Annotated in this window: 17 protein-coding genes; 9 read left to right on the top strand and 8 right to left on the bottom strand. The window is 72.5% G+C overall.

The window, feature by feature from the left end; genetic code table 11:
- Nucleotides 1-167 precede the first annotated feature (167 nt).
- Complete coding sequence (locus ABD284_RS18165; protein ID WP_344144992.1) at nt 168-905, bottom strand: endonuclease V; 738 nt, start codon at nt 903-905, stop codon at nt 168-170.
- A gap of 219 nt (nt 906-1124) precedes the next feature.
- Here ABD284_RS18165 and ABD284_RS18160 point away from each other — a divergent pair, with 219 nt between their 5' ends.
- Together ABD284_RS18160 and ABD284_RS18155 are read left to right on the top strand one after the other, a co-directional pair.
- Nucleotides 1125-2447 (top strand): AAA family ATPase, encoded by a 1323-nt coding sequence (locus ABD284_RS18160; protein ID WP_344144990.1) that lies wholly within the window; start codon nt 1125-1127, stop codon nt 2445-2447.
- A complete protein-coding gene (locus ABD284_RS18155) occupies nt 2392-3015 on the top strand; it encodes an RloB family protein (protein WP_344144988.1) in 624 nt (207 codons plus the stop codon). The genes ABD284_RS18160 and ABD284_RS18155 overlap by 56 nt, the downstream gene beginning before the upstream one ends.
- A gap of 47 nt (nt 3016-3062) precedes the next feature.
- Here ABD284_RS18155 and ABD284_RS18150 read toward each other — a convergent pair whose 3' ends face one another.
- The 4 genes from ABD284_RS18150 to ABD284_RS18135 all read right to left on the bottom strand — a co-directional run bounded on the left by ABD284_RS18150 (nt 3063) and on the right by ABD284_RS18135 (nt 7942).
- On the bottom strand, nt 3063-4487 hold the full coding sequence (locus ABD284_RS18150) for a threonine/serine exporter family protein (RefSeq protein ID WP_344144986.1): 1425 nt from the start codon (nt 4485-4487) through the stop codon (nt 3063-3065).
- 429 nt (nt 4488-4916) lie between these two features.
- Nucleotides 4917-5600 carry a response regulator gene (locus ABD284_RS18145; RefSeq protein ID WP_344144984.1) on the bottom strand — a complete coding sequence of 228 codons (684 nt, stop codon included), beginning with the start codon at nt 5598-5600 and terminating at the stop codon, nt 4917-4919.
- A gap of 133 nt (nt 5601-5733) precedes the next feature.
- Nucleotides 5734-7017, bottom strand: a complete 1284-nt coding sequence (locus ABD284_RS18140; protein WP_344144982.1) for a sensor histidine kinase — start codon at nt 7015-7017, stop codon at nt 5734-5736.
- 100 nt (nt 7018-7117) lie between these two features.
- The gene (locus tag ABD284_RS18135) at nt 7118-7942 is read right to left on the bottom strand and encodes a RecB family exonuclease (RefSeq protein WP_344144980.1); all 825 of its coding nucleotides are present in this window, start codon (nt 7940-7942) and stop codon (nt 7118-7120) included.
- Nucleotides 7943-8092: 150 nt separating this feature from the next.
- Here ABD284_RS18135 and ABD284_RS18130 point away from each other — a divergent pair, with 150 nt between their 5' ends.
- Complete coding sequence (locus tag ABD284_RS18130) at nt 8093-9256, top strand: site-2 protease family protein (protein ID WP_344144978.1); 1164 nt, start codon at nt 8093-8095, stop codon at nt 9254-9256.
- A gap of 36 nt (nt 9257-9292) precedes the next feature.
- Here ABD284_RS18130 and ABD284_RS18125 read toward each other — a convergent pair whose 3' ends face one another.
- Together ABD284_RS18125 and ABD284_RS18120 are read right to left on the bottom strand one after the other, a co-directional pair.
- A complete protein-coding gene (locus ABD284_RS18125; RefSeq protein ID WP_344144976.1) occupies nt 9293-9766 on the bottom strand; it encodes a hypothetical protein in 474 nt (157 codons plus the stop codon).
- Between the two features lie 70 nt (nt 9767-9836).
- A complete protein-coding gene (locus tag ABD284_RS18120; protein WP_344144974.1) occupies nt 9837-11102 on the bottom strand; it encodes an NsdA family TPR-like regulatory protein in 1266 nt (421 codons plus the stop codon).
- Nucleotides 11103-11265: 163 nt separating this feature from the next.
- On the opposite strand from ABD284_RS18120, the gene ABD284_RS18115 reads away from it, so the two are divergent.
- Nucleotides 11266-11643, top strand: coding sequence for a hypothetical protein (locus ABD284_RS18115; protein WP_344144972.1), 378 nt, complete (start codon nt 11266-11268; stop codon nt 11641-11643).
- 19 nt (nt 11644-11662) lie between these two features.
- On the opposite strand, the gene ppgK is transcribed toward ABD284_RS18115, so the two are convergent.
- The gene (ppgK, locus tag ABD284_RS18110) at nt 11663-12481 is read right to left on the bottom strand and encodes a polyphosphate--glucose phosphotransferase (RefSeq protein WP_344144970.1); all 819 of its coding nucleotides are present in this window, start codon (nt 12479-12481) and stop codon (nt 11663-11665) included.
- Between the two features lie 204 nt (nt 12482-12685).
- Here ppgK and ABD284_RS18105 point away from each other — a divergent pair, with 204 nt between their 5' ends.
- The 5 genes from ABD284_RS18105 (at nt 12686) to prcB (ending at nt 18877) form a co-directional block, all read left to right on the top strand.
- Nucleotides 12686-13645: a tRNA (adenine-N1)-methyltransferase gene (locus tag ABD284_RS18105; protein WP_344144967.1), complete on the top strand. Its 960-nt coding sequence runs from the start codon at nt 12686-12688 to the stop codon at nt 13643-13645.
- 155 nt (nt 13646-13800) lie between these two features.
- Nucleotides 13801-15570: a proteasome ATPase gene (gene arc / locus ABD284_RS18100; protein ID WP_344144965.1), complete on the top strand. Its 1770-nt coding sequence runs from the start codon at nt 13801-13803 to the stop codon at nt 15568-15570.
- 287 nt (nt 15571-15857) lie between these two features.
- Nucleotides 15858-17378 carry a depupylase/deamidase Dop gene (gene dop, locus ABD284_RS18095; protein ID WP_344144963.1) on the top strand — a complete coding sequence of 507 codons (1521 nt, stop codon included), beginning with the start codon at nt 15858-15860 and terminating at the stop codon, nt 17376-17378.
- A 198-nt stretch (nt 17379-17576) separates the two neighbouring features.
- Nucleotides 17577-17780 carry a ubiquitin-like protein Pup gene (locus ABD284_RS18090; protein ID WP_344144961.1) on the top strand — a complete coding sequence of 68 codons (204 nt, stop codon included), beginning with the start codon at nt 17577-17579 and terminating at the stop codon, nt 17778-17780.
- Nucleotides 17781-18028: 248 nt separating this feature from the next.
- The gene (gene prcB, locus ABD284_RS18085; protein ID WP_344144959.1) at nt 18029-18877 is read left to right on the top strand and encodes a proteasome subunit beta; all 849 of its coding nucleotides are present in this window, start codon (nt 18029-18031) and stop codon (nt 18875-18877) included.
- Nucleotides 18878-18909 lie beyond the last annotated feature (32 nt).

Raw genomic sequence — 18909 nt, 5'->3', positions numbered from 1 at the left:
GGTTTTGTGCGTATTCGACGCCGCGAGTCGGCCGTTCGATCTGGTGTCGCGGCTTATTGGCCGGATCCGGCCACGCAGTGGTCCCGGCATGTCGGATAAAGGGGACCCGCCGCGTGTCGAGTGCCGAGGGCATCCGCCGGTCGTCCGTGCGCGCGGGGCGCCGGAGGTCAGACCCCCGCCAGGCGGTCGCGGCACAGCCGGTCCGCCTGCCGCACGGGCTCGGGCAGCCGGAAGCGGGGCGCCAGGCGCAGCGTCAGCGCGGCGGCCGAGGCGAGGTCGACGCGGTGGCCGACCGATACGTAGACCGGTTTCACACCCGTCCGGGTGCGCAGGCAGCGGCCGACGACCTCGCCGCCGTCGACCAGCGGCGACCAGGCTCCGCGCTCGGGTCCGGGCTCCTCGGCGCGGCCGACGAACGGCGTCTTGCCCACGCCCAGCACCGGGCGGTCCAGCGCGACGCCCACGTGGCAGGCGAGCCCGAACCGGCGCGGGTGCGCCAGCCCGAATCCGTCGCAGACGAGCACGTCGGGCCGCGTGCCCAGCTGCGCGACGGCCTCCAGCAGCGCGGGCGCCTCGCGGAACGCGAACAGGCCGGGCACGTAGGGAAAGCGCGGCCGCGACACGGCGGTAGCGGAGTCGACCACCTCCCACTCCGGAGCGGCCAGCACGACAGCGGCGGCGGCGAGCCGGTCGTCGTCGGCCGAGTAGGCCACGTCCAGCCCCGCGACCAGTGAGACGGCGCCGGCGTCGATCGCCTCCCGGCGCACCAGCGGCGCCGAACGCTCCTGCAGCGCCCGCGCCTCGTCCGCGCCGCAGGGCCACTCCTGCAAACCGGGCGGCCCCGGCCCGCCGGCTCCGCCCGCCTGCGGCCGCGCCCCGGTGCCTGCGCCCGCTGCGTAGTCCATCCCCCGAACTCTAGGCCGCCGGAGCCCGCGCGTCGGGAGGGGGCGCGGTTGCTGCACCGCTCCGCGGCTGCACCGCTCCGCGGCTGCGCCGCGCGGCGAACCGAGACGGGCGCACGTTGCGTGATCTCCCTGAGGGGACAGGCGGTCTGTTCTAAGGTGGAGACCGCGCTGCGATGGGAGTGGCGTACTCGTGACCGACCGCTACGAGGGGATTCCGGGATGCTGCTCAGTTTCCGCGTAACGAACCACCGGTCGTTGCGCGACGAACAGCAGCTTCTGCTGACCCCCGAAGGCCGGCAGGGCGAGGAACCGCCCGCGCCGGAGAGTGTGGAACCGCTGCGCGTGGCCGGTATCTTCGGCGCCAACGCGTCGGGCAAGAGCAACATCGTCGACGCATTGCGGTTCATGGTGCTCCAGGTGCGCGGTTATCCGCGGCGAGGTCGCGAGGAAGAACCCGCGGAAGGCATCGAGCGCTCGCCGTTCCGCTTGGACCACGACTCGCCCGGTCGTCCCTCGACATACGTGGTCGACCTGCTCGACGACGGCGAGCGGCACACCTACGGCTTCGTCATCGATGACACCGCCGTCGTTGCGGAGTGGCTGTTCCGCTACACCGCCGACGGGCGTGAAGAGGTGGTGTTCGAGCGGGACGGGGATGAACTGTCGAACGAACCCGAGGGCGGGTTGTTCCCCGTTTCCGACGTGATCGAGATTGAGTCGAACGTCCTCCTCATGGAGGTCTTCGCGAAGTTGCAGCCGAAGTCGTTCGATTCAACGGAGATGCGTTCACTCCGCGCAGTCTCGCGGTGGTTCACCACCGGTTTGGTGATCAGGCAGCGTACTTTCGGGCTTCCCAGGAGAAGGGTGGAGGTTCCGGGGCATTGCGACCGAATTACCGAGAAGCGCCTCAGTAAGCTTCTTGTGGCGGCCGACACCGGCATCGAGGACATCCAAACGGAATCCTTCTCACGGGAGATGCGGGATGGCCGGGAGCAGGAGTTCGTCAGGTGGGTGTTTCGTCACCGGGCGTCGGGGCACGAGCACGTCCTCGGCCTGGAGGACCAGTCTGAAGGGACGCAGGCGTTGATGGATCTGGGCCTGCGCGCCTTCTCCGTGCTCGATCGCGGGCGCACCATGGTAGTGGACGAGTTGGACGCCAGCTTGCACACTCATCTTTCCGCACGCTTGATCGAGCTGTTTCGGGACCCCCAAACCAATCCTCGCGGCGCCCAGTTGATCTTCACCAGCCACGACGCCGCCCTTTTGGGTAGGATTCGCGGTGGGGAGGTTCTCGCGCGGGATCAGATCTGGTTCTCGGAAAAGAGTCCGGAGGGTGCGACCGAGTTGTATCCTCTGTCCGGTTACGAGGTCGCTGACGAGGGTGCCCGCGCCCGGAAGTACCTCGCCGGCCGCTACGGCGCCGTCCCTTTCGTTGACGACGACTTGTTTTCCGCCGCACTGGCGGCTAGGGAGGATCCCATCCCCGATGACTCCTCAGCGCCGTACCGGCGGAAGGCGCCCGGCAGGTCCAAAGGAACGTAAGGCCGTTCTCGTTCTCTGCGAAGGCGAAACCGAGGTCGCGTACCTCAAAGGCCTGCGGGAGCGCTATTCTGGTTTTCGGCTCGAGGTACGGCAGGCGAAATCGACAGACGCCCTTCGTATAGTCAAAGAGGCGACCCGGTGCGCAGCCGACGGATTCCACCAGGTCTGGGCCGTGTTCGACACCGAAGGAGAGGATGTCACTCCGGCCGAAGAATGTGCGCAGGACTTCAATCGGACAGCCAAAGATGTGTCCGTCTGTATCGCGGTTTCTCATCCTGATTTCGAGGTGTGGCTCCTGCTGCATCACCGGAAGGCCGAGGATGTGAAGAAGTGCTGCAGAACAGGCGAAGCGGCGCTGATGCTGCAGCAGGTACTGCCGGGCTGGCAGAAGGGCGAGTGGGACCGGCGGCGTCGGCGCGGCACCCGGTTCGAGGACTTCGCCGAGCGAGTCGAGGACGCCTGCCGCCGGGCCGACCGACTCGGCCGGTTCCACACGACCAACCTTCCCTCGACGAATGTCGGCATGCTGGTCCGGGCCAAGGAAGACGGCTTCCGCGCGCTTCCGTGACGTGCGCCGGTCGGACCCACGCGCGTCGGGCGGGGGCGGGGGCGCCGCTACACCGCTCCGCGGCTGCGGCGGGCGGCGGGTCGGCTGCGGCGGCCGGCGCCGGCGAGCCCGCCGCGCTGGAAGGCGCGGATCAGCTCGCCGCCGAAGCTGACTCCGGCACCCAGGCCCAGGCCGATGGCCACCGCCTCCGACAGGCTCAGCAGGCCCTGGACGGGCTGGCTGAGCGTGATCTCCAGCAGGCCCCGGTAGAGGATGCTGCCGGGAAGCAGCGGCGCGATCGCCGGAATGACATAGGGCAGGACCGGCCGCCGGGTGCGGCGCGCCAGGGCGTGGCCGACCACGCCGATGGCCACGGCGCCGGCCGCGGTGCCCATGATCGGCGGCGCGTCCAGCAGCCCGCGCACCCCCGCGTAGATCACCCAGATCATCACGCCCATGAGCCCGATCCACGGCAGCATCGGCGGCGGGACGGTCAGCGAGACCGCGAAGGCCATGGCGATCCCGGCCGCGCCGATCAGCACCGGCAGGCTCAGGTCGGTGCCCAGGGTCGGCAGGTCGTCCAGGGTCACGTCCACGCCCAGGCGCACGGCGGTGTAGGCCACCGCGCCGACACCCGTGATGATCGCGCCGAGGGTGAGGAAGACCTCCAGCAGCCGCGCGGACCCCGAGACGTAGCTGCCGCTGATGCCCTCCTGCAGGCTGGCCACCAGGGGCCGCCCCGGCAGCAGGGCCATGATGTTGCCGGTGATGACCGCGCCGGCCTGCAGTTCGAGCTCCAGGCTGTCGCTGGCCCACAGCAGCCCCACACCGATGGAGGAGGCCACCATCGTCGCCCCGGTCATCTGGTAGAACTCGGCCACCCCGCGCCGCGCCAAAAACGCCGAGGTGCGGTCGCCCAGCACCGTCGCCAGGAACGCCGCGGCCGCCACGGCCAGCTGGCCGCCGACCATGAGGCTGGCGCTGGAGGCGATCAGGCCGAACCCGGTCACGATGAGCCAGTTCGGGTAGGGCGAACGCGCGCGCTTGATCGCCCGCAGGCGCGCGACGGCGCCCTCAAGCTCGACCGCGCCCAGCGCCGCGTCCTGGACCAGGGCGTGCAGCTCGTTGACGCGGAAGTAGTCCAGGGTGCGCCGGCGCACCACCCGCTCCCCGGTGATCGGCGGATGGTCGCCGCCCGGGTGCGTCGACAGCGTGATCGCGGTGAAGGTGACCGATACCTCCGAGCGCGGCAGCTCGAAGGCGACCGACAGGCTCAGCATCGACTCGCTGACGACCTCGGTGCTCTCGCCGCTGGCCAGCAGCAGCTCGCCCACGCGCAGCACGAGGTCGAGGGCGCGCGGGTCGGGCAGCTCCACGGCCTCCTCGAAGAGGTCGGAGTGCATCTCCGCCTCCCGGGCGGCGCGCCAATCCCGCAGCCGGCTGAGCAGATTGTCCTCGTTCGGCGATGCGGAGAGCTGGGGGTCTTCGGCCATGACCGGTTCTCGATACCTCCTCTGTGCGCGAAAGCGGCGGCCGCAGGGGCGACCACGGGGTGAGACGCCGCATCTCGGGCGCCGGTTGGCGGCGCGGACCCCGGCTGGGCGGTGAGGTCGATCACTGCCCATGATCCCAGGTCACCGCCTCCGTCCTGAGGACGGGGCCCGTGCGGCGCGGCGCTTGCGGGCGGCCGCCGCGCGCAGCGGGTCCGCCCATGACGACCGCACCGCGACCACTACCCCGATCACCGCCGCCATGCCCGGCGGAGGCGGCGGCGCGACCGCGGGGACCGGGCGGTGCGGCGCGGCCGCACGCGCGAGAGCCCCGCCCGTGGGCCGGGGAGGGTGCGCTGCGGCGCCGCGCTTCGCCCCCGCCAAGGCGGGCGGTACCGGGCGGGGCCCGCCGGAGACACCGGGGCGGGACTGTCAGTCCTCGTCCTCGCCGGGGCGCACGATGCCGGTCTCGTAGGCGTGCACCACCGCCTGCACCCGGTCGCGCAGCCCGAGCTTGGTCAGCACGTTGCCGACGTGGGTCTTGACCGTGGTGTCGCTGACCACCAGGCGGCGCGCGATCTCGGCGTTGGACAGGCCGCGCGCCAGCAGCCGCAGCACCTCCCGCTCGCGCTCGGTGAGGTGGTCCAGCTGCGGCGCCGGGCGCTCGCGCGAGGTGGGGAGCTTGTCGGCGAAGCGGTCGAGCAGCCGGCGGGTGACGGTGGGCGCCACGATCGCCGCGCCGTCGGCCACCACCCGGATCGCGCCCGCGAGCTCGTCCGGCGGCACGTCCTTGAGCAGGAACCCGCTTGCGCCCGCGCGCAGCGCCTCGACGACGTACTCGTCCAGGTCGAAGGTCGTCAGGACCAGCACGCGCACCTGCTGGCCGCTGCCGCGGGCCCACCGGAGGATCTCGCGGGTGGCGTCGATGCCGTCCTTGCCGGGCATCCGGATGTCCATCAGCACCACGTCGGGCAGCAGCCGGCGGGTGTCGGCGAGGGCGGCGTGGCCGTCGGCCGCCTCGCCCACCACCGAGATCTCCGGCTCGGACTCCAGGATCAGCCGGAACCCGGTGCGCAGCAGCGGTTGGTCGTCGACGAGCAGGACGCGGATGGCCATGTGCCGATTCTCGGCGATCACCGGGTGCGCTCCGACCACCGCGGCCGGAAGCGGCCGCTGTACGGCCGCCGCTCGGCCGCCGCCCGGCCGCCGCCCGGCGCGGCGTCCGGGCCCTGCGCGGGCGGTGCCGCCGTCAGCCGCGGCGTGCCAGCGGGATGCGGGCGCGCACCTCGAACCCGCCGCCGTCGCGCGGTCCCGCCTCCAGCTCTCCGCCGTAGAGCGCCACCCGCTCGCGCATGCCCACCAGGCCGTGGCCGGGCTCGTCGGAGGCCGGCGGCCGCGAGCCGGTCCCGGGCGCGCTCCCGCCCTCGTCGGCCACGGACACGTCGACCGCCCGCGTGCCGTAGCGCACCGACACGGTCGTGGGCGCGTCGCGGCCCGCGTGCTTGAGCACGTTGGTCAGCGACTCCTGCACGACGCGGTACAGGGTCAGGTCCAGTCCCGGGGCGAGCTCCACCGGGACGCCCTCGGCCACCAGCTCCACCGGCATTCCGGTGTCGCTGATCTGGCGCACCAGCTCGCCGATCCCGCCCAGGCCCGGCTGCGGACCGCGGTCGGCGCCGCCGTCCCCGTCGGGCTCGCGCAGCACGTCCACAATCCGCCGCATCTCCGACATCGCCTGGCGACCGGTCTCCTCGATCTCCACCAGGGTCTGGCGGGCCCGCTCCGGCGAGCGCTCGATCACCCGGCGCCCGGCCGTGGCCTGCACGGTCATCACGCTCACATGGTGGGCCACCACGTCGTGCAGCTCGCGGGCGATGCGCGTGCGCTCCTCGGCCAGCACCGCGCGCGTGTGGGCGTCGCGGGCGCGCTCCAGCCGCTCGGCGCGGGCGGCGAGTTCCACCATGTGGAACGACCGCATCCGCACCAGTCGGCCCACCCACCACGAGGCCAGGATCCAGCCCAGATAGAACGCCTGGTTGATCCACCACGGCTCGCCGCTCTCGGCGGACCCGGTGGCCGGGCTCAGCACGGTGGTCGCGACGTTGACCACCACTCCCGCGCCCACCCCGGCCAGCGAGCGCACCAGCGTCAGGTAGCGGCCCACCGAGTAGGCCGCCGCCGCGATGCCCAGGCTCGCCGCACCCCAGACCAGCACACCGGCGACGTCCCCGGCCAGCCCGCTGACCGTGAGCACGATCAGCACGGTGAAGGGCAGGTAGCGGCGCGCGAGCAGGGTCAGCGCCAGCGCGGCGCCGGCGGCGTGGCCGACGGCGCCGTGGACCCACACGGCCGACATCTCGGGCGTTTCGCGGCTGAGGGTGACCAGTGCCGAGTTCGTGGCGGCCAGCGCCACCACCATCGCGGCGTCGGTCAGCCACGCCCACCGCCGGGCGCGCAGCGGCGCGAGCCCGCCGCCGGCGTCGTCGGCGCCGGAGGCGGTTTCGGGCGCGGGCCCGGGCGGTGCGGCGGTCACCCGCACCACGCTAGAAGCGCGCGCCCGCCCCGCGGACCTCCGCCCGGCCGATCTCGTCTCCTCCGCCGGTAGGAACGCGGGGCCGCGCACGCGCCGCGGATCAGCCCGCCCGGGCCGGCTCGGGCAGTGGGGGAGGGGTGCCGCCGAACTCCGGGCACAGCGCCTGGTGGTCGCACCAGCCGCACAGCTTGCTGGGCCGCGGGTGCCAGGAGCCCGAGCGCGCGGTGCGCTCGATGTCGTGCCAGATGCCCAGGATCTCCGACTCCGCCGCCCGCAGCTCCTGCTCGGTGGGCTCGTACCAGCGCACTCCGCCGTCGCCCAGATACATCAGTTGCAGCCGGGCGGGGACCTCGCCCAGCTCGCGCCAGAGCATCACGGCGTAGAAGAAGATCTGGAAGCGCGCCTTGTCCTCGAAGCGGGGGTGCGGGGACTTGCCGGTCTTGTAGTCGACGATGCGGATCTGGCCGGTCGGGGCGACGTCGAGGCGGTCCAGGTAGCCGCGCAGCCGCAGCCCGGACTCCAGTGTGACGTCCAAGCGCAGCTCGCGGTCGCGGGGCTCGAGCCGCTCGGGGCGCTCCATCTCGAAGTAGCGCTCCAGCAGCCGGCGGGCCTCGGCCAGCCACGCCGCGGCGTCGTCCTCGGTGGGGAACAGCGCGGCGGCGGCCTCGGCCCGGGACTCGCGCAGGCGCTCCCACTGCGGTTCCAGCAGCGAAAGCGCCGTCCGGCGGGTGCGGGTCTCGGCGGGCAGCTCGAAGAGGCGCTCCAGCACCGCGTGCACCAGTGTTCCCTTCAGTGCGGCGGCGCTGGGGCGCTCGGGCAGGCGGTCGATGGCGCGGAAGCGGAACAGCAGCGGGCACTGCAGGAAGTCGGCGGCCCGCGACGGCGACAGCGCAGGGATCAGGGGAGCGGCGTCGGGGGAGTCCATGCCCCAACAGTACGACGGCCCGCCGGGCGCGGCATTCGGCTTGGCGAGGCGTCCCGGCGGCCTCCGCCGTCCGGAGCGGCCGGGCGCCCCGGCCGCCGCCCGCGGCCCGACGGCCCTGTACGCGGCGGCCGTTTGCATAGAGTGGTGGGTGTGACCGACCACGGCAGCAGTACCCCGCCCGAGAGCCCGAGCACCCCCCGCCCCGCGCGCCGGAGGTCGGGATGGCTCATGGCCCGGCCGTTCGGCATCCCCGTCTACGTGACCCCGTCGTGGCTGATCATCGCGGTCATCATCACCGTGATCTACCAGCCGGTGGTCGAGCGCACCCTCCAGCTGGGCGCGGTCTCCTACCTGGTGGCGTTCGTCTTCGCGGTGCTGCTCTACCTGTCGGTGCTCGTGCACGAGCTCGCCCACTCCGTCACAGCCCGCATGTTCGGCCTGCCCGTCGGCCGCATCACCCTCTACATGCTCGGCGGCGTCTCCGAGATCGAGCGCGAGGCCCCCACCCCCGGGCGCGAGTTCCTGGTGGCGCTGTCGGGGCCGGTGCTGTCGCTGGTGCTGGCCGGGGGCGGGTTCGCGGCCTACTGGCTCGTCGACCCGCGCACCGTTCTGGGCGTGCTGATCTGGCAGTTGTGGGTGGCCAACCTGCTGGTGGGCGTGTTCAACCTGCTGCCCGGGCTGCCGCTGGACGGCGGACGCCTGGTGCGCGCCGTGGTCTGGGCGATCACCCGGCGGCCCCGCGCGGGCACCGTGGTCGCGGCCTGGGGCGGCCGCGTGCTGGCGGTGCTCATCGTCGCCGTGCCGGTGCTCTACGGGCTGCGGACCGGATCGGCGCCCAACCTGTTCGGGCTGCTGTGGGCGCTGCTGCTCGCCTCGTTCATCTGGATGGGCGCGGCCTCGGCGCTGCGCGCGGCGCGCCTGCGCGAGCGGGTGCCCACGCTGCGGGCCCGTGAGCTCGGCAGGCGGGCCACCGTCGTCGGCGCCGATACCCCGCTGGCCGAGGCCCGGCGGCGCATGCGCGAGGAGGGCACGCGTGCGGTGCTGGTCGCCGACACCGCCGGCACGCCCACCTCGATCGTCAACGAGGCCGCCGCGGCCGCGGTCCCCGACGCCCGGCTGCCCTGGGTGCCGGTCTCCAGTGTGGCCGGCGGCATCACCCGCGGCGCGGTGATCAGCGCCGACCTGGAGGGCGACGACCTGCTGGAAGCGCTGCGCGCCTACTCGGCGCCGGACTACCTGCTGGTGGAGCCCGACGGCACGACCTACGGCGTGCTGCGCACCGCCGACGTGCAGGAGGCCTTCACCCGCCGCTGACGCCGGCCCCGCCCATCGGCGGCGCGTGCGCGCGCGTCAGCGCGCGGCGCCTTCGGGCCAGACCACGGTGACGGGGCGGTTCAGGCTCCGGGCGTAGTCGACGATGTCGGCCGTGCCGCCCGGACCGCGCGGGGGCCGGCCGTCCCACACGGCCACGAGCTCGTCGCAGTGCTCCACCAGGTACCGGCCCGCATCCATGTGCGCCCGGGAGGTGGACTCCACGTGCGGCAGCCGGTGCACCAGGACCGCCTCCGACAGCAGCGCGTCGTAGGCGGCCCGGTGCCAGGCGGGCAGGCCGTCGCGGTAGCGCTCGGCGGGCACCACCGCCTCCAGCGCGCCGCCCGCGTCCAACACGGCGCGCGCGAACAGTGCGTCGGCGCCGTCGGCCAGGCAGGACAGCCCGGTCAGCCGCGGAGCCAGGCCGCTCAGGTGTTCGCGCAGACCGGAGTCGACATCGCGCTCCAACGCCTCGGAGAGTCCGCGGTGGCCGGTGATCGCAAGACGCCGCATCGTCCTTCCTCTCGTGCCGGGGTGGTACCCGGCCGGCTGCGGATGCCCACGCCGGCCGGGCCGCGTGGCGCTACCCGGCCAGCGCCGCCGCCAGGTGCTCGTCCAGCTCCTTGACGCAGCGGGCCCCGGGCCCCCTGTAGGCGCGGCGGAAGCGCCGCACGCGCGAGATCAGCCGGTCGGAGCGGAAGTGCGCGCCGATCCGCAGCGACTCGGCGGCCAGTGAGAACGCCTCGTCGACGTCGCCGGCGTCGGCGTGTGCGCTCGCCAGCTCCACCATCAGCCCCGCGCCCTGCTTGGCCGAGGGGCGCACCCCGCCGAAGGCCTCGGCGAAGGCCGCGCGGGCCTCGTGCGGGCGGTGCAGCCGCACTCCGGTCAGCGCACGGTATCCGGCGACCTTGGCGGTCGTGAAGGGAAAGACCCAGGGCCAGGGCGGCCCGGTGTTGTCGCTGCGCTCGACGGCGCGCTCGGCGGTCGCGATCTGGGCGTCGGCGGCCTCGGCGTCGCCGAGCGTGGCGTGGGCCATGGCGCGGGTGCAGGCCAGCCACGCGGTCGCCGTGGGGTGGGCGTCGGTGCCCAGCAGCCGTGCGGCCTCGTCGGCCAGCTCCAGGCCGGCGGCGGCGTCCTCGGTGTCGGTCTCGAAGGCCGCCAGGCTGCCCGTCATGTAGGCGCCCAGCAGCGGGTCGCCGGCCAGCCGCGCGTTGCGCACGGCGGTGCGGTAGTAGCCGCGTGCCGAGCCGGCGTCGTCCATGTCGGCGTGCAGCCAGGCGGCGAAGCCGGCGGCCTCGCTGGCCGCAGCGGCGATGCCCGGCGCGAACGGCGTGCTGTGCGAGCGCGCCAGGGTGCGCCCGGTCAGCTCCACGTGGGCGACGGCGCCGCGGGCGAGCTCGCGCGAAGGCGCGGCGGAGTCGAGCCGGCGCTGTCCGCCGGTGATCGCGCGCAGCGTGGGCGCCGTCGCCTCGTCGGCCTGCACGCTCTGCGGCGCCGAGCGGGGCGCGAGCGCGGCCGCGGCGACGGCCTTGCCGAATTCCCGTCGTCTCGTCGGACCGGCCCCCCTCTCCGGCTCTGCGGAGTCCGCGAACCCGAGGAGGCGGACGGGGATGGCCAACCGCCCGGCGATCTCGCGGACCTGGTCGACGGTGAGCGACTGCTGACGGTTGACGACCCGCGACACCCAGCTCTGCGAGTAGCCGACCGCGCGGGCGAGCTCGCCCTGCGACCATCCGCGGGCGAGCCGCACCTGCGCCAGGACACGGGCGAGATCGCAGGTCGCCAGTGCTTCGGCGACGCCGTCGCGTTCCCAGAACTCCGTCGGCAGAGCGCTTTCTCGTCGGGGCATGAGCCTAGATTAGGGGTTCTACCTGGCATGGGTGGCTATGAGTGAAAAGAGTGCCGCTATGCGTAGGTCGCATTCCGGGTTTCGCGGACCCTCGTGCCGAGGCACAGTCAAGAGGCCAAAGTCCCTGCGGTGCAAGGGATTCGCGTAACAGTCAGGAGCGACGATGACCGTCGAGACCCCGCCGTCGGGGATACCCGTGCTGGCCGCAGGTGGCCACCGACTTGACTGCGGCGCCGACGATCCCCTGTGGTTGCGCGCGCTGTGCGGTCTCTCCGCCGAGCTGCACTCCCGCGGGCTGCAGGCCCGCATGGACGCAGCCGTCGGAGCGGTCGAGGCCGTGGGGGCGGGACCGGCGGAGGGATCGGCGCCGCGCGTCCAGCGGGCGCTGCTGCGGCCGCACCGCGGGCGCCTGTGGTGGTGGATGTGCTGGGGCGCCCAGCCCGTCGTCCCGCCGCCGCACCGCACCCCGCTCACCCCGGCGGCCCGGCCCGCCGACGCCGCACGGCGCATCGCGGGCGTGCTGGCCGCGCCGCGCGACTGAGCGCCGCGGCCGCGCGGCCTCAGCCCTGCGCGTCGGCGCCCTGCGTGCCGAGGTCGGGCACCGCCGGGCCGAAGCGCTCCACCGCCAGGCAGGCGGCGCCCACGATCCCGGCGGTGTTGCGCAGCTCGGCGGGCACGATCGGCGCGTTGAGCCGCAGGAAGGGCAGGAACTTGTCGGCGATGCGGCTCACCCCGCCGCCCACCACGATCAGATCCGGCCACAGCAGCCGCTCGACCTCGTCGTAGTAGCGCTGCAGCCGCTCGCGCGCCCACTGCTCGTAGGAGAGCCCCTCGCGGTCCTGGACGCTGGACGCGGCCCTGGTCTCGGCGTCGTGGCCGTCGATCTCCAGGTGCCCGAACTCGGTGTTGGGCACCAGGTGCCCGTCCACCAGCAGCGCCGTGCCGATCCCGGTGCCCAGGGTGGTCAGCAGCACCACGCCCCGGATGTCGCGCGCCGCGCCGTAGCGGTGCTCGCCCACCGCGGCGGCGTCGGCGTCGTTGACCACGTAGACCTGGCGCCCGGTGGCGTCGGCGAGCAGCTTCTCGGCGTCGGTGCCCACCCAGGACGCGTCGACGTTGGCGGCGCTGCGGGCCACGCCGTGCTGGATGACGGCGGGGAAGGTCACCCCCAGCGGCGCCGACCCCGCGACGTGCTCGGGGAACGCGTCGGCGATCTCGGCGACGACCCCGGCCACGGCGGCGGGCGTCGCGGGCCGGGGCGTGGCCCGCTTGATCCGGTCGACCAGGAACGTTCCCTGCCCCAGGTCGACCGGGGCCCCCTTGATCCCGCTGCCGCCGATGTCGATGCCGAGACCCACCTCGGGAGTACTGGGCGCCATCCTCATCCGTCCTTTTCGACCCGTGTGCGAGGCGGGCACGGCCCGGGTGTGCCCGCAGTCTCATTGTGGCCCCTGCGCGGCACTCCCGGGTGCGCTGCGCGCCAGGTGGGGCGGTGCGCGCGATTACGCCGCGCGGGGCGCCGGCCGCTAACGTGGGCGACTGCCCGCCCCCGATCCACCGACACCGTGAAGAGACGAGTACCTGTGACCGGCATCCACGGCCGCCGCGGCCCTTTCAGCGAGGGCGACATCGTGCAGCTCACCGATCCCAAGGGCAAGATGCACACCATCACCCTGCGGGAGGGGGCCGCCTTCCACACCCACCGCGGGCGGCTGGACCACGACGAGCTCATCGGCAGCCCCGAGGGCAGCGTCGTGCGCTCGACCTCCAACATCGCCTACGTGGCGCTGCGCCCGCTGCTGGCCGACTTCACCCTGTCCATGAAGCGCGGCGCCACGATCGTCTACCCCAAGGACGCCGCCCAGATCGTCGCCCAGGCCGACATCTTCCCCGGCGCCCGGGTGGTCGAGGCCGGCGGCGGCTCCGGAGCGCTCACGTGCTGGCTGCTGCGCGCCGTGGGGGAGGAGGGGCTGGTCTGCTCCTACGAGCGCCGGGCCGACTTCGCCGACATCGCGCGCACCAACGTGGAGCGCTTCTTCGGCGGGGAGCACCCGGCCTGGCGGCTGACTGTGGGCGATCTGGCCGAGGATCTGGCGGAGACCGAGGTCGACCGGGTCGTGCTGGACATGCTGGCTCCGTGGGAGTGCCTGGACGCCGCAGCCGAGGCGCTGGTGCCCGGCGGGCTGGTGTGCGCCTACGTCGCCACCACGACCCAGATCTCGCGGGTGGTCGAGGGACTGCGCGACAACGGCTCCTTCTACGAGCCGCGCGCCTTCGAGACGCTGGTGCGCGAGTGGCACGTCGAAGGGCTGGCCGTACGCCCCGATCATCGGATGATCGGCCACACCGGGTTCCTGGTGACCGCGCGGCGCCTGGCCGACGGCGCCGAGCCGCCCCAGCGCCGCCGGCGGCCCGCCAAGGGCGCCTACGGCCAGGACTGGCAGCGTGAACAGGAGTCCCGCGGCTCCGGCGAGCGGAGCGGCGGCGAAGCCGGCGGCCCCGCGTCCGAATCCGGTGGGGTGGCCGAAACGCAGGAATCCTGACATTACGTTCCCATTACGCCGCGCAGCCCCCTATCAGGGTGACCTAGGCCTTCACAACATCGAAAAGTGAGCGCTTCGACACTCGCGGCGGGCGGGAGGTTAGGAATAGTCCATGGGTAGGTAGGGTTTCGAGTAGTCGTCCTTCTTATAGGGAGGTGGCGGACGTGGCCGATCGCGACGACGAGCGTCAGACCGAACGCGACCGTGAAGTCGCGGAACTCACCGCTCAGGTCTCCTATCTGGAGAAGGAGCTCAGCGTAGTCCGGCGCAAGCTCGCCGATTCCCCCCGCCACGTGCGGCTGCTCGAGGACCGGTTGCGCGAGGCGCAGGCCAACCTGGCCGCCGCGAACGGCAAGAACGAGCGCCTCGTGGCGACCCTCAAGGAGGCTCGCGACCAGATCACGGCCTTGAAGGAGGAGGTCGACCGGCTGTCGCAGCCCCCGTCGGGATTCGGCGTCTTCCTGGAGGCGCGCGAAGACGAGACCGTCGAGATCTTCACCAACGGCCGCAAGATGCGGGTCAACGTGAGTCCCTCGGTCGAGGTCGACGAGCTCCGGCCCGGCCAGGAGGTGATGCTCAACGAGGCGTTCAACGTCGTCGAGGTCCAGTCCTTCGAGACCATCGGCGAGGTCGTGCTGCTCAAGGAGTTCCTCGAGGGCAACGACCGCGCGCTGGTGATCAGCAACCACGACGAGGAGAAGATCGTCCGCCTCGCCGAGCCGCTGCGCGACCAGCCCGTGCGCCCGGGCGACTCCCTGCTGCTGGAGCCGCGCTCGGGCTACGTCTACGAGCGCATCCCCAAGTCCGAGGTCGAGGAGCTCATCCTCGAAGAGGTCCCCGACATCGCCTACACCGATATCGGCGGCCTCGGCGGGCAGATCGAGATGATCCGCGACGCGGTCGAGCTCCCCTACCTGCACAAGAACCTGTTCTACGAGCACCAGCTGCGCCCGCCCAAGGGCGTGCTGCTCTACGGCCCGCCCGGCTGCGGAAAGACGCTCATCGCCAAGGCGGTGGCCAACTCCCTGGCCCGGCAGGTCGCCGAGAAGACCGGCCACGACGTCGGCAAGAGCTTCTTCCTCAACATCAAGGGCCCCGAGCTGCTGAACAAGTACGTGGGCGAGACCGAGCGGCACATCCGCCTGGTCTTCCAGCGCGCCCGCGAGAAGGCCAGCGAGGGCTCGCCGGTCATCGTCTTCTTCGACGAGATGGACTCCATCTTCCGCACCCGCGGGTCCGGGGTGTCCAGCGACGTCGAGAACACCATCGTCCCCCAGCTCCTCAGCGAGATCGACGGTGTCGAGGGGCTGGAGAACGTCATCGTGATCGGCGCCTCCAACCGCGAGGACATGATCGACCCGGCGATCCTGCGGCCCGGGCGCCTCGACGTGAAGATCAAGATCGAGCGCCCCGACGCCGAGGCCGCCCGCGACATCTTCTCCAAGTACATCACCGAGGACCTGCCCCTGCACGAGGAGGACCTCGCCGAGCACGGCAGCTCGGCGCGCGCCACCGTCGACGGCATGATCCAGCGGGTCGTCGAGCGGATGTACTCCGAGAGCGAGGAGAACCGCTTCCTGGAGGTCACCTACGCCAACGGCGACAAGGACGTCCTGTACTTCAAGGACTTCAACTCCGGGGCGATGATCCAGAACATCGTCGACCGCGCCAAGAAGATGGCCATCAAGGACTACATCGACAACACGGCGCGCGGCATCCGCGTCTCCCACCTCATGCAGGCCTGCGTCGACGAGTTCAGCGAGAACGAGGACCTGCCCAACACGACAAACCCCGACGACTGGGCCCGGATCTCCGGCAAGAAGGGCGAGCGGATCGTCTACATCCGCACCCTGGTCTCCGGCAAGAAGGGCGCCGACTCCGGGCGCTCGATCGACACCGTGGCCAACACCGGCCAGTACCTGTAGGACGCCTGCAGGACCGGGCCGCAGCGTCGTATCGGCACGTCGGGCCGCCCCGCGCGGGCGGCCCAGCACCGGCCGGCCCCCGCCCGCGGGGGCCGGCCGGTGCGGTTCGCGCCCCCGGCGCGCCGCCCCGGGAAATTCCCGATCGGGCCCCGCGGGCGGCGGATCCCGGGCACAGCCCCGTTTCCCCGATGCCGCGGTCTGCACCGAAAGGGGGGAAATCAGTGGCTCTTGCGCCACAATTCGCCGGGGCGAGTTCAAGACCCGCCCACGATGGATAACCTTCCACCATGAGTGTGCAGCGGATTATGGGCATCGAGACCGAGTACGGCATCTCCGTGCCCGGAAACCCCGGTGCCAACGCGATGGTGACCTCCACGCAGGTGGTCAACGCCTACCTGGCGGCCTCCGCAGCGCGGGCGCGCAAGGCCCGCTGGGACTTCGAGGAGGAGAACCCGCTCCGCGACGCGCGCGGTTTCGACCTCGCCCGCGAGGTCGCCGATCCCACCCAGCTCACCGACGAGGACCTCGGGCTGGCCAACGTCATCCTGACCAACGGGGCCCGCCTCTACGTCGACCACGCCCACCCCGAGTACTCCGCGCCGGAGGTCACCAACCCCCGCGACGCCGTGCTGTGGGACAAGGCCGGCGAGCGCGTGATGGCCGACGCCTGCCGCCGCGCGAGCACCATCCCCGGCGTCGAGCCCATCCAGCTCTACAAGAACAACACCGACAACAAGGGCGCCTCCTACGGCTGCCACGAGAACTACCTGATGCGCCGCTCCACGCCGTTCGGCGACATCGTCCGCCACCTCATCCCGTTCTTCGTGTCGCGCCAGGTGGTCTGCGGCGCCGGCCGCGTGGGCATCGGAGCCGACGGCCGCGACAGCGGGTTCCAGATCAGCCAGCGGGCCGACTTCTTCGAGGTGGAGGTGGGCCTGGAGACCACCCTGAAGCGGCCCATCATCAACACCCGCGACGAGCCGCACGCCGATCCCGACAAGTACCGGCGCCTGCACGTGATCGTGGGCGACGCCAACATGAGCGAGATCTCGACCTATCTCAAGCTCGGCACCACCGCTCTGGTGCTGTCCATGGTCGAGGACGGCTTCCTCAACGTGGACCTGTCGCTGGAGACACCCGTGGCCGACCTGCGGGCGTTCTCCCACGACCCGGGCCTCACCCACGCCGCGCGGCTGCGCGACGGCCGCCGGATGACCGCCGTCGAGCTGCAGCGCGAATACCTGGAACTGGCGCGCAAGTACGTCCAGGACCGCTTCGGTACCGACGTCGATGCCGACACCTCCGACATCCTGGACCGCTGGGAGTCCACCCTGGACCGCCTGGCCGGCGACCCCATGCAGCTGTCCGAGGAGCTGGACTGGGTGGCCAAGCTCAAGCTGCTGGAGAGCTACCGCGCCCGCGACGGGATCGACTGGGGCCACCACCGCCTCCAGCTCGTCGACCTGCAGTACTCCGACGTCCGCCCCGACAAGGGCCTCTACAACCGCCTGGCGGCCCGGGGCCGCATGCGGCGGCTGCTGCCGGAGGACGCGGTCGAGCGCGCCGTCACCGAGCCGCCGGAGGACACCCGCGCCTACTTCCGCGGGCGCTGCCTGGCCAAGTACGCCGACTCGGTGGCCGCGGCCTCCTGGGACTCGGTCATCTTCGACCTGCCCGGCCGCGACTCGCTGCAGCGCGTACCCACGCTGGAGCCCCTGCGCGGCACCCGCGAGCACGTGGGCGACCTGCTGGACCGCTCGGCCACCGCCGCCGACCTGGTCTCGGTGCTCACCGGGGACCGCCGCTGAGCGCCCCGCAGCCTGCCCGGGCCGGGGCGGTGCCGCCCGCGGCGGGGAATCCCCGCCACCCCGCCCGCGTTCGCCCGGATGAGGGGCCGACGCCCGGGCCGGGCGGTAACACGCGCACAACGGGCGCCGCCATCGAGGTTGAGGCGCTCGCGCTTGGGCCAAGATAAGGGCGAAAGCTCCATTGAGGAGGTTGCATCCATGGCGACGAAGGACACGGGCGGCCAGAAGCACGGCAGCCGTCGCGACGAGGACGTCGAAGAGACCGAGGCCGGCGCCGAGGCGCAGGAGCGCAACGAGAAGTTGGACGAGGACGTCGACGACATCCTCGACGAGATCGACGAGGTCCTGGAGAGCAACAGCGAGGACTTCGTGCGCCAGTTCGTGCAGAAGGGCGGTCAGTGATCCGGTGCCCGGGCCGCGCCGCCCGGGCGCGGCGGTCCCCGGCCGGGAACCCGTCCCGGACCGAGGCCGCCCGAGCCGTCCGGCCGGGCCCGGCCAGCGGGCCCGGCCGGTTCGCTCTCAGCGGAGTCCCGGCACGCTGGTGCGCCGTCCTCCACGGCGGTCACTAGGGTCGTCGGTACCTGCCAACCGAACAACCTCACGCGTCCCGCCCGCCCCCACCGGGCGGGACGCCATCTGAAGGGAGCCGAGTGTCCGAAGCGTTCGACGGCGGTGGTCAGCTGCCAGCCGCGTTCATGAATCCGGGAACCTCCTCGTTCACCGAGCTGCTCGGCGTGGTCGCTCCCGACCTGCTGCCGGCCGGCCGGGAGCTGCCGCAGGGCGTCTCCGCATCGCACCTGACCCCTGAAGCCACCACGATCGTCGCCCTGACCTATCCCGGCGGCGTGGTCCTGGCCGGCGACCGCCGGGCGACCTCCGGCAACGTCATCGCCAACCGCGACATGGACAAGCTCTACCGCACCGACGAGTTCTCGGCGATGGCGATCGCCGGGGCCGCGGGCATCGGCATCGAGCTGGCCAAGCTGTTCCAGGTGGAGCTGGAGCACTACGAGAAGATGGAGGGGCGCTCGCTGTCCCTCGAAGGCAAGGCCAACCGGCTGGCCACGATGATCCGCGGCAACCTGCCCATGGCCCTGCAGGGCTTCGTGGTGGTGCCGCTGCTGGTCGGCTACGACACCGACCGCCGGCAGGGCCGCATCTTCAGCTACGACCCCGTCGGCGGACGCTACGAGGAGCACGACTACCACTCGATCGGCTCCGGATCGGTCTACGCGCGCGGAGCACTGAAGAAGCTGTTCGCCGGCGACCTCGTCGAGGAGGACGCCGCCACCGTCGCGATCCAGGCGCTCTACGACGCCGCCGACGACGACTCCGCCACCGGCGGCCCCGACCTGCACCGCGGCATCTACCCGCTGGTCGACGTGATCGGCGGCGACGGCCACCGGCGCATGCCCGAGGAGGACGTCGCGCGCCTGTCGACCAGGGTGGTCCAGGAGCGCTCCGAGCGCCCCGACGGCCCCCGGGCTCCGCTGCGCTGATCCCCCGCCCCGACGATCTGTAGCAAAGGAAC

Source organism: Streptomonospora arabica (genome assembly GCF_039531585.1).
GTDB classification, from domain to species: domain Bacteria; phylum Actinomycetota; class Actinomycetes; order Streptosporangiales; family Streptosporangiaceae; genus Streptomonospora; species Streptomonospora halophila.
The sequence above is the reverse complement of the archived record's forward strand: the minus strand, read 5'-3'. Positions and strand labels throughout refer to the sequence as shown.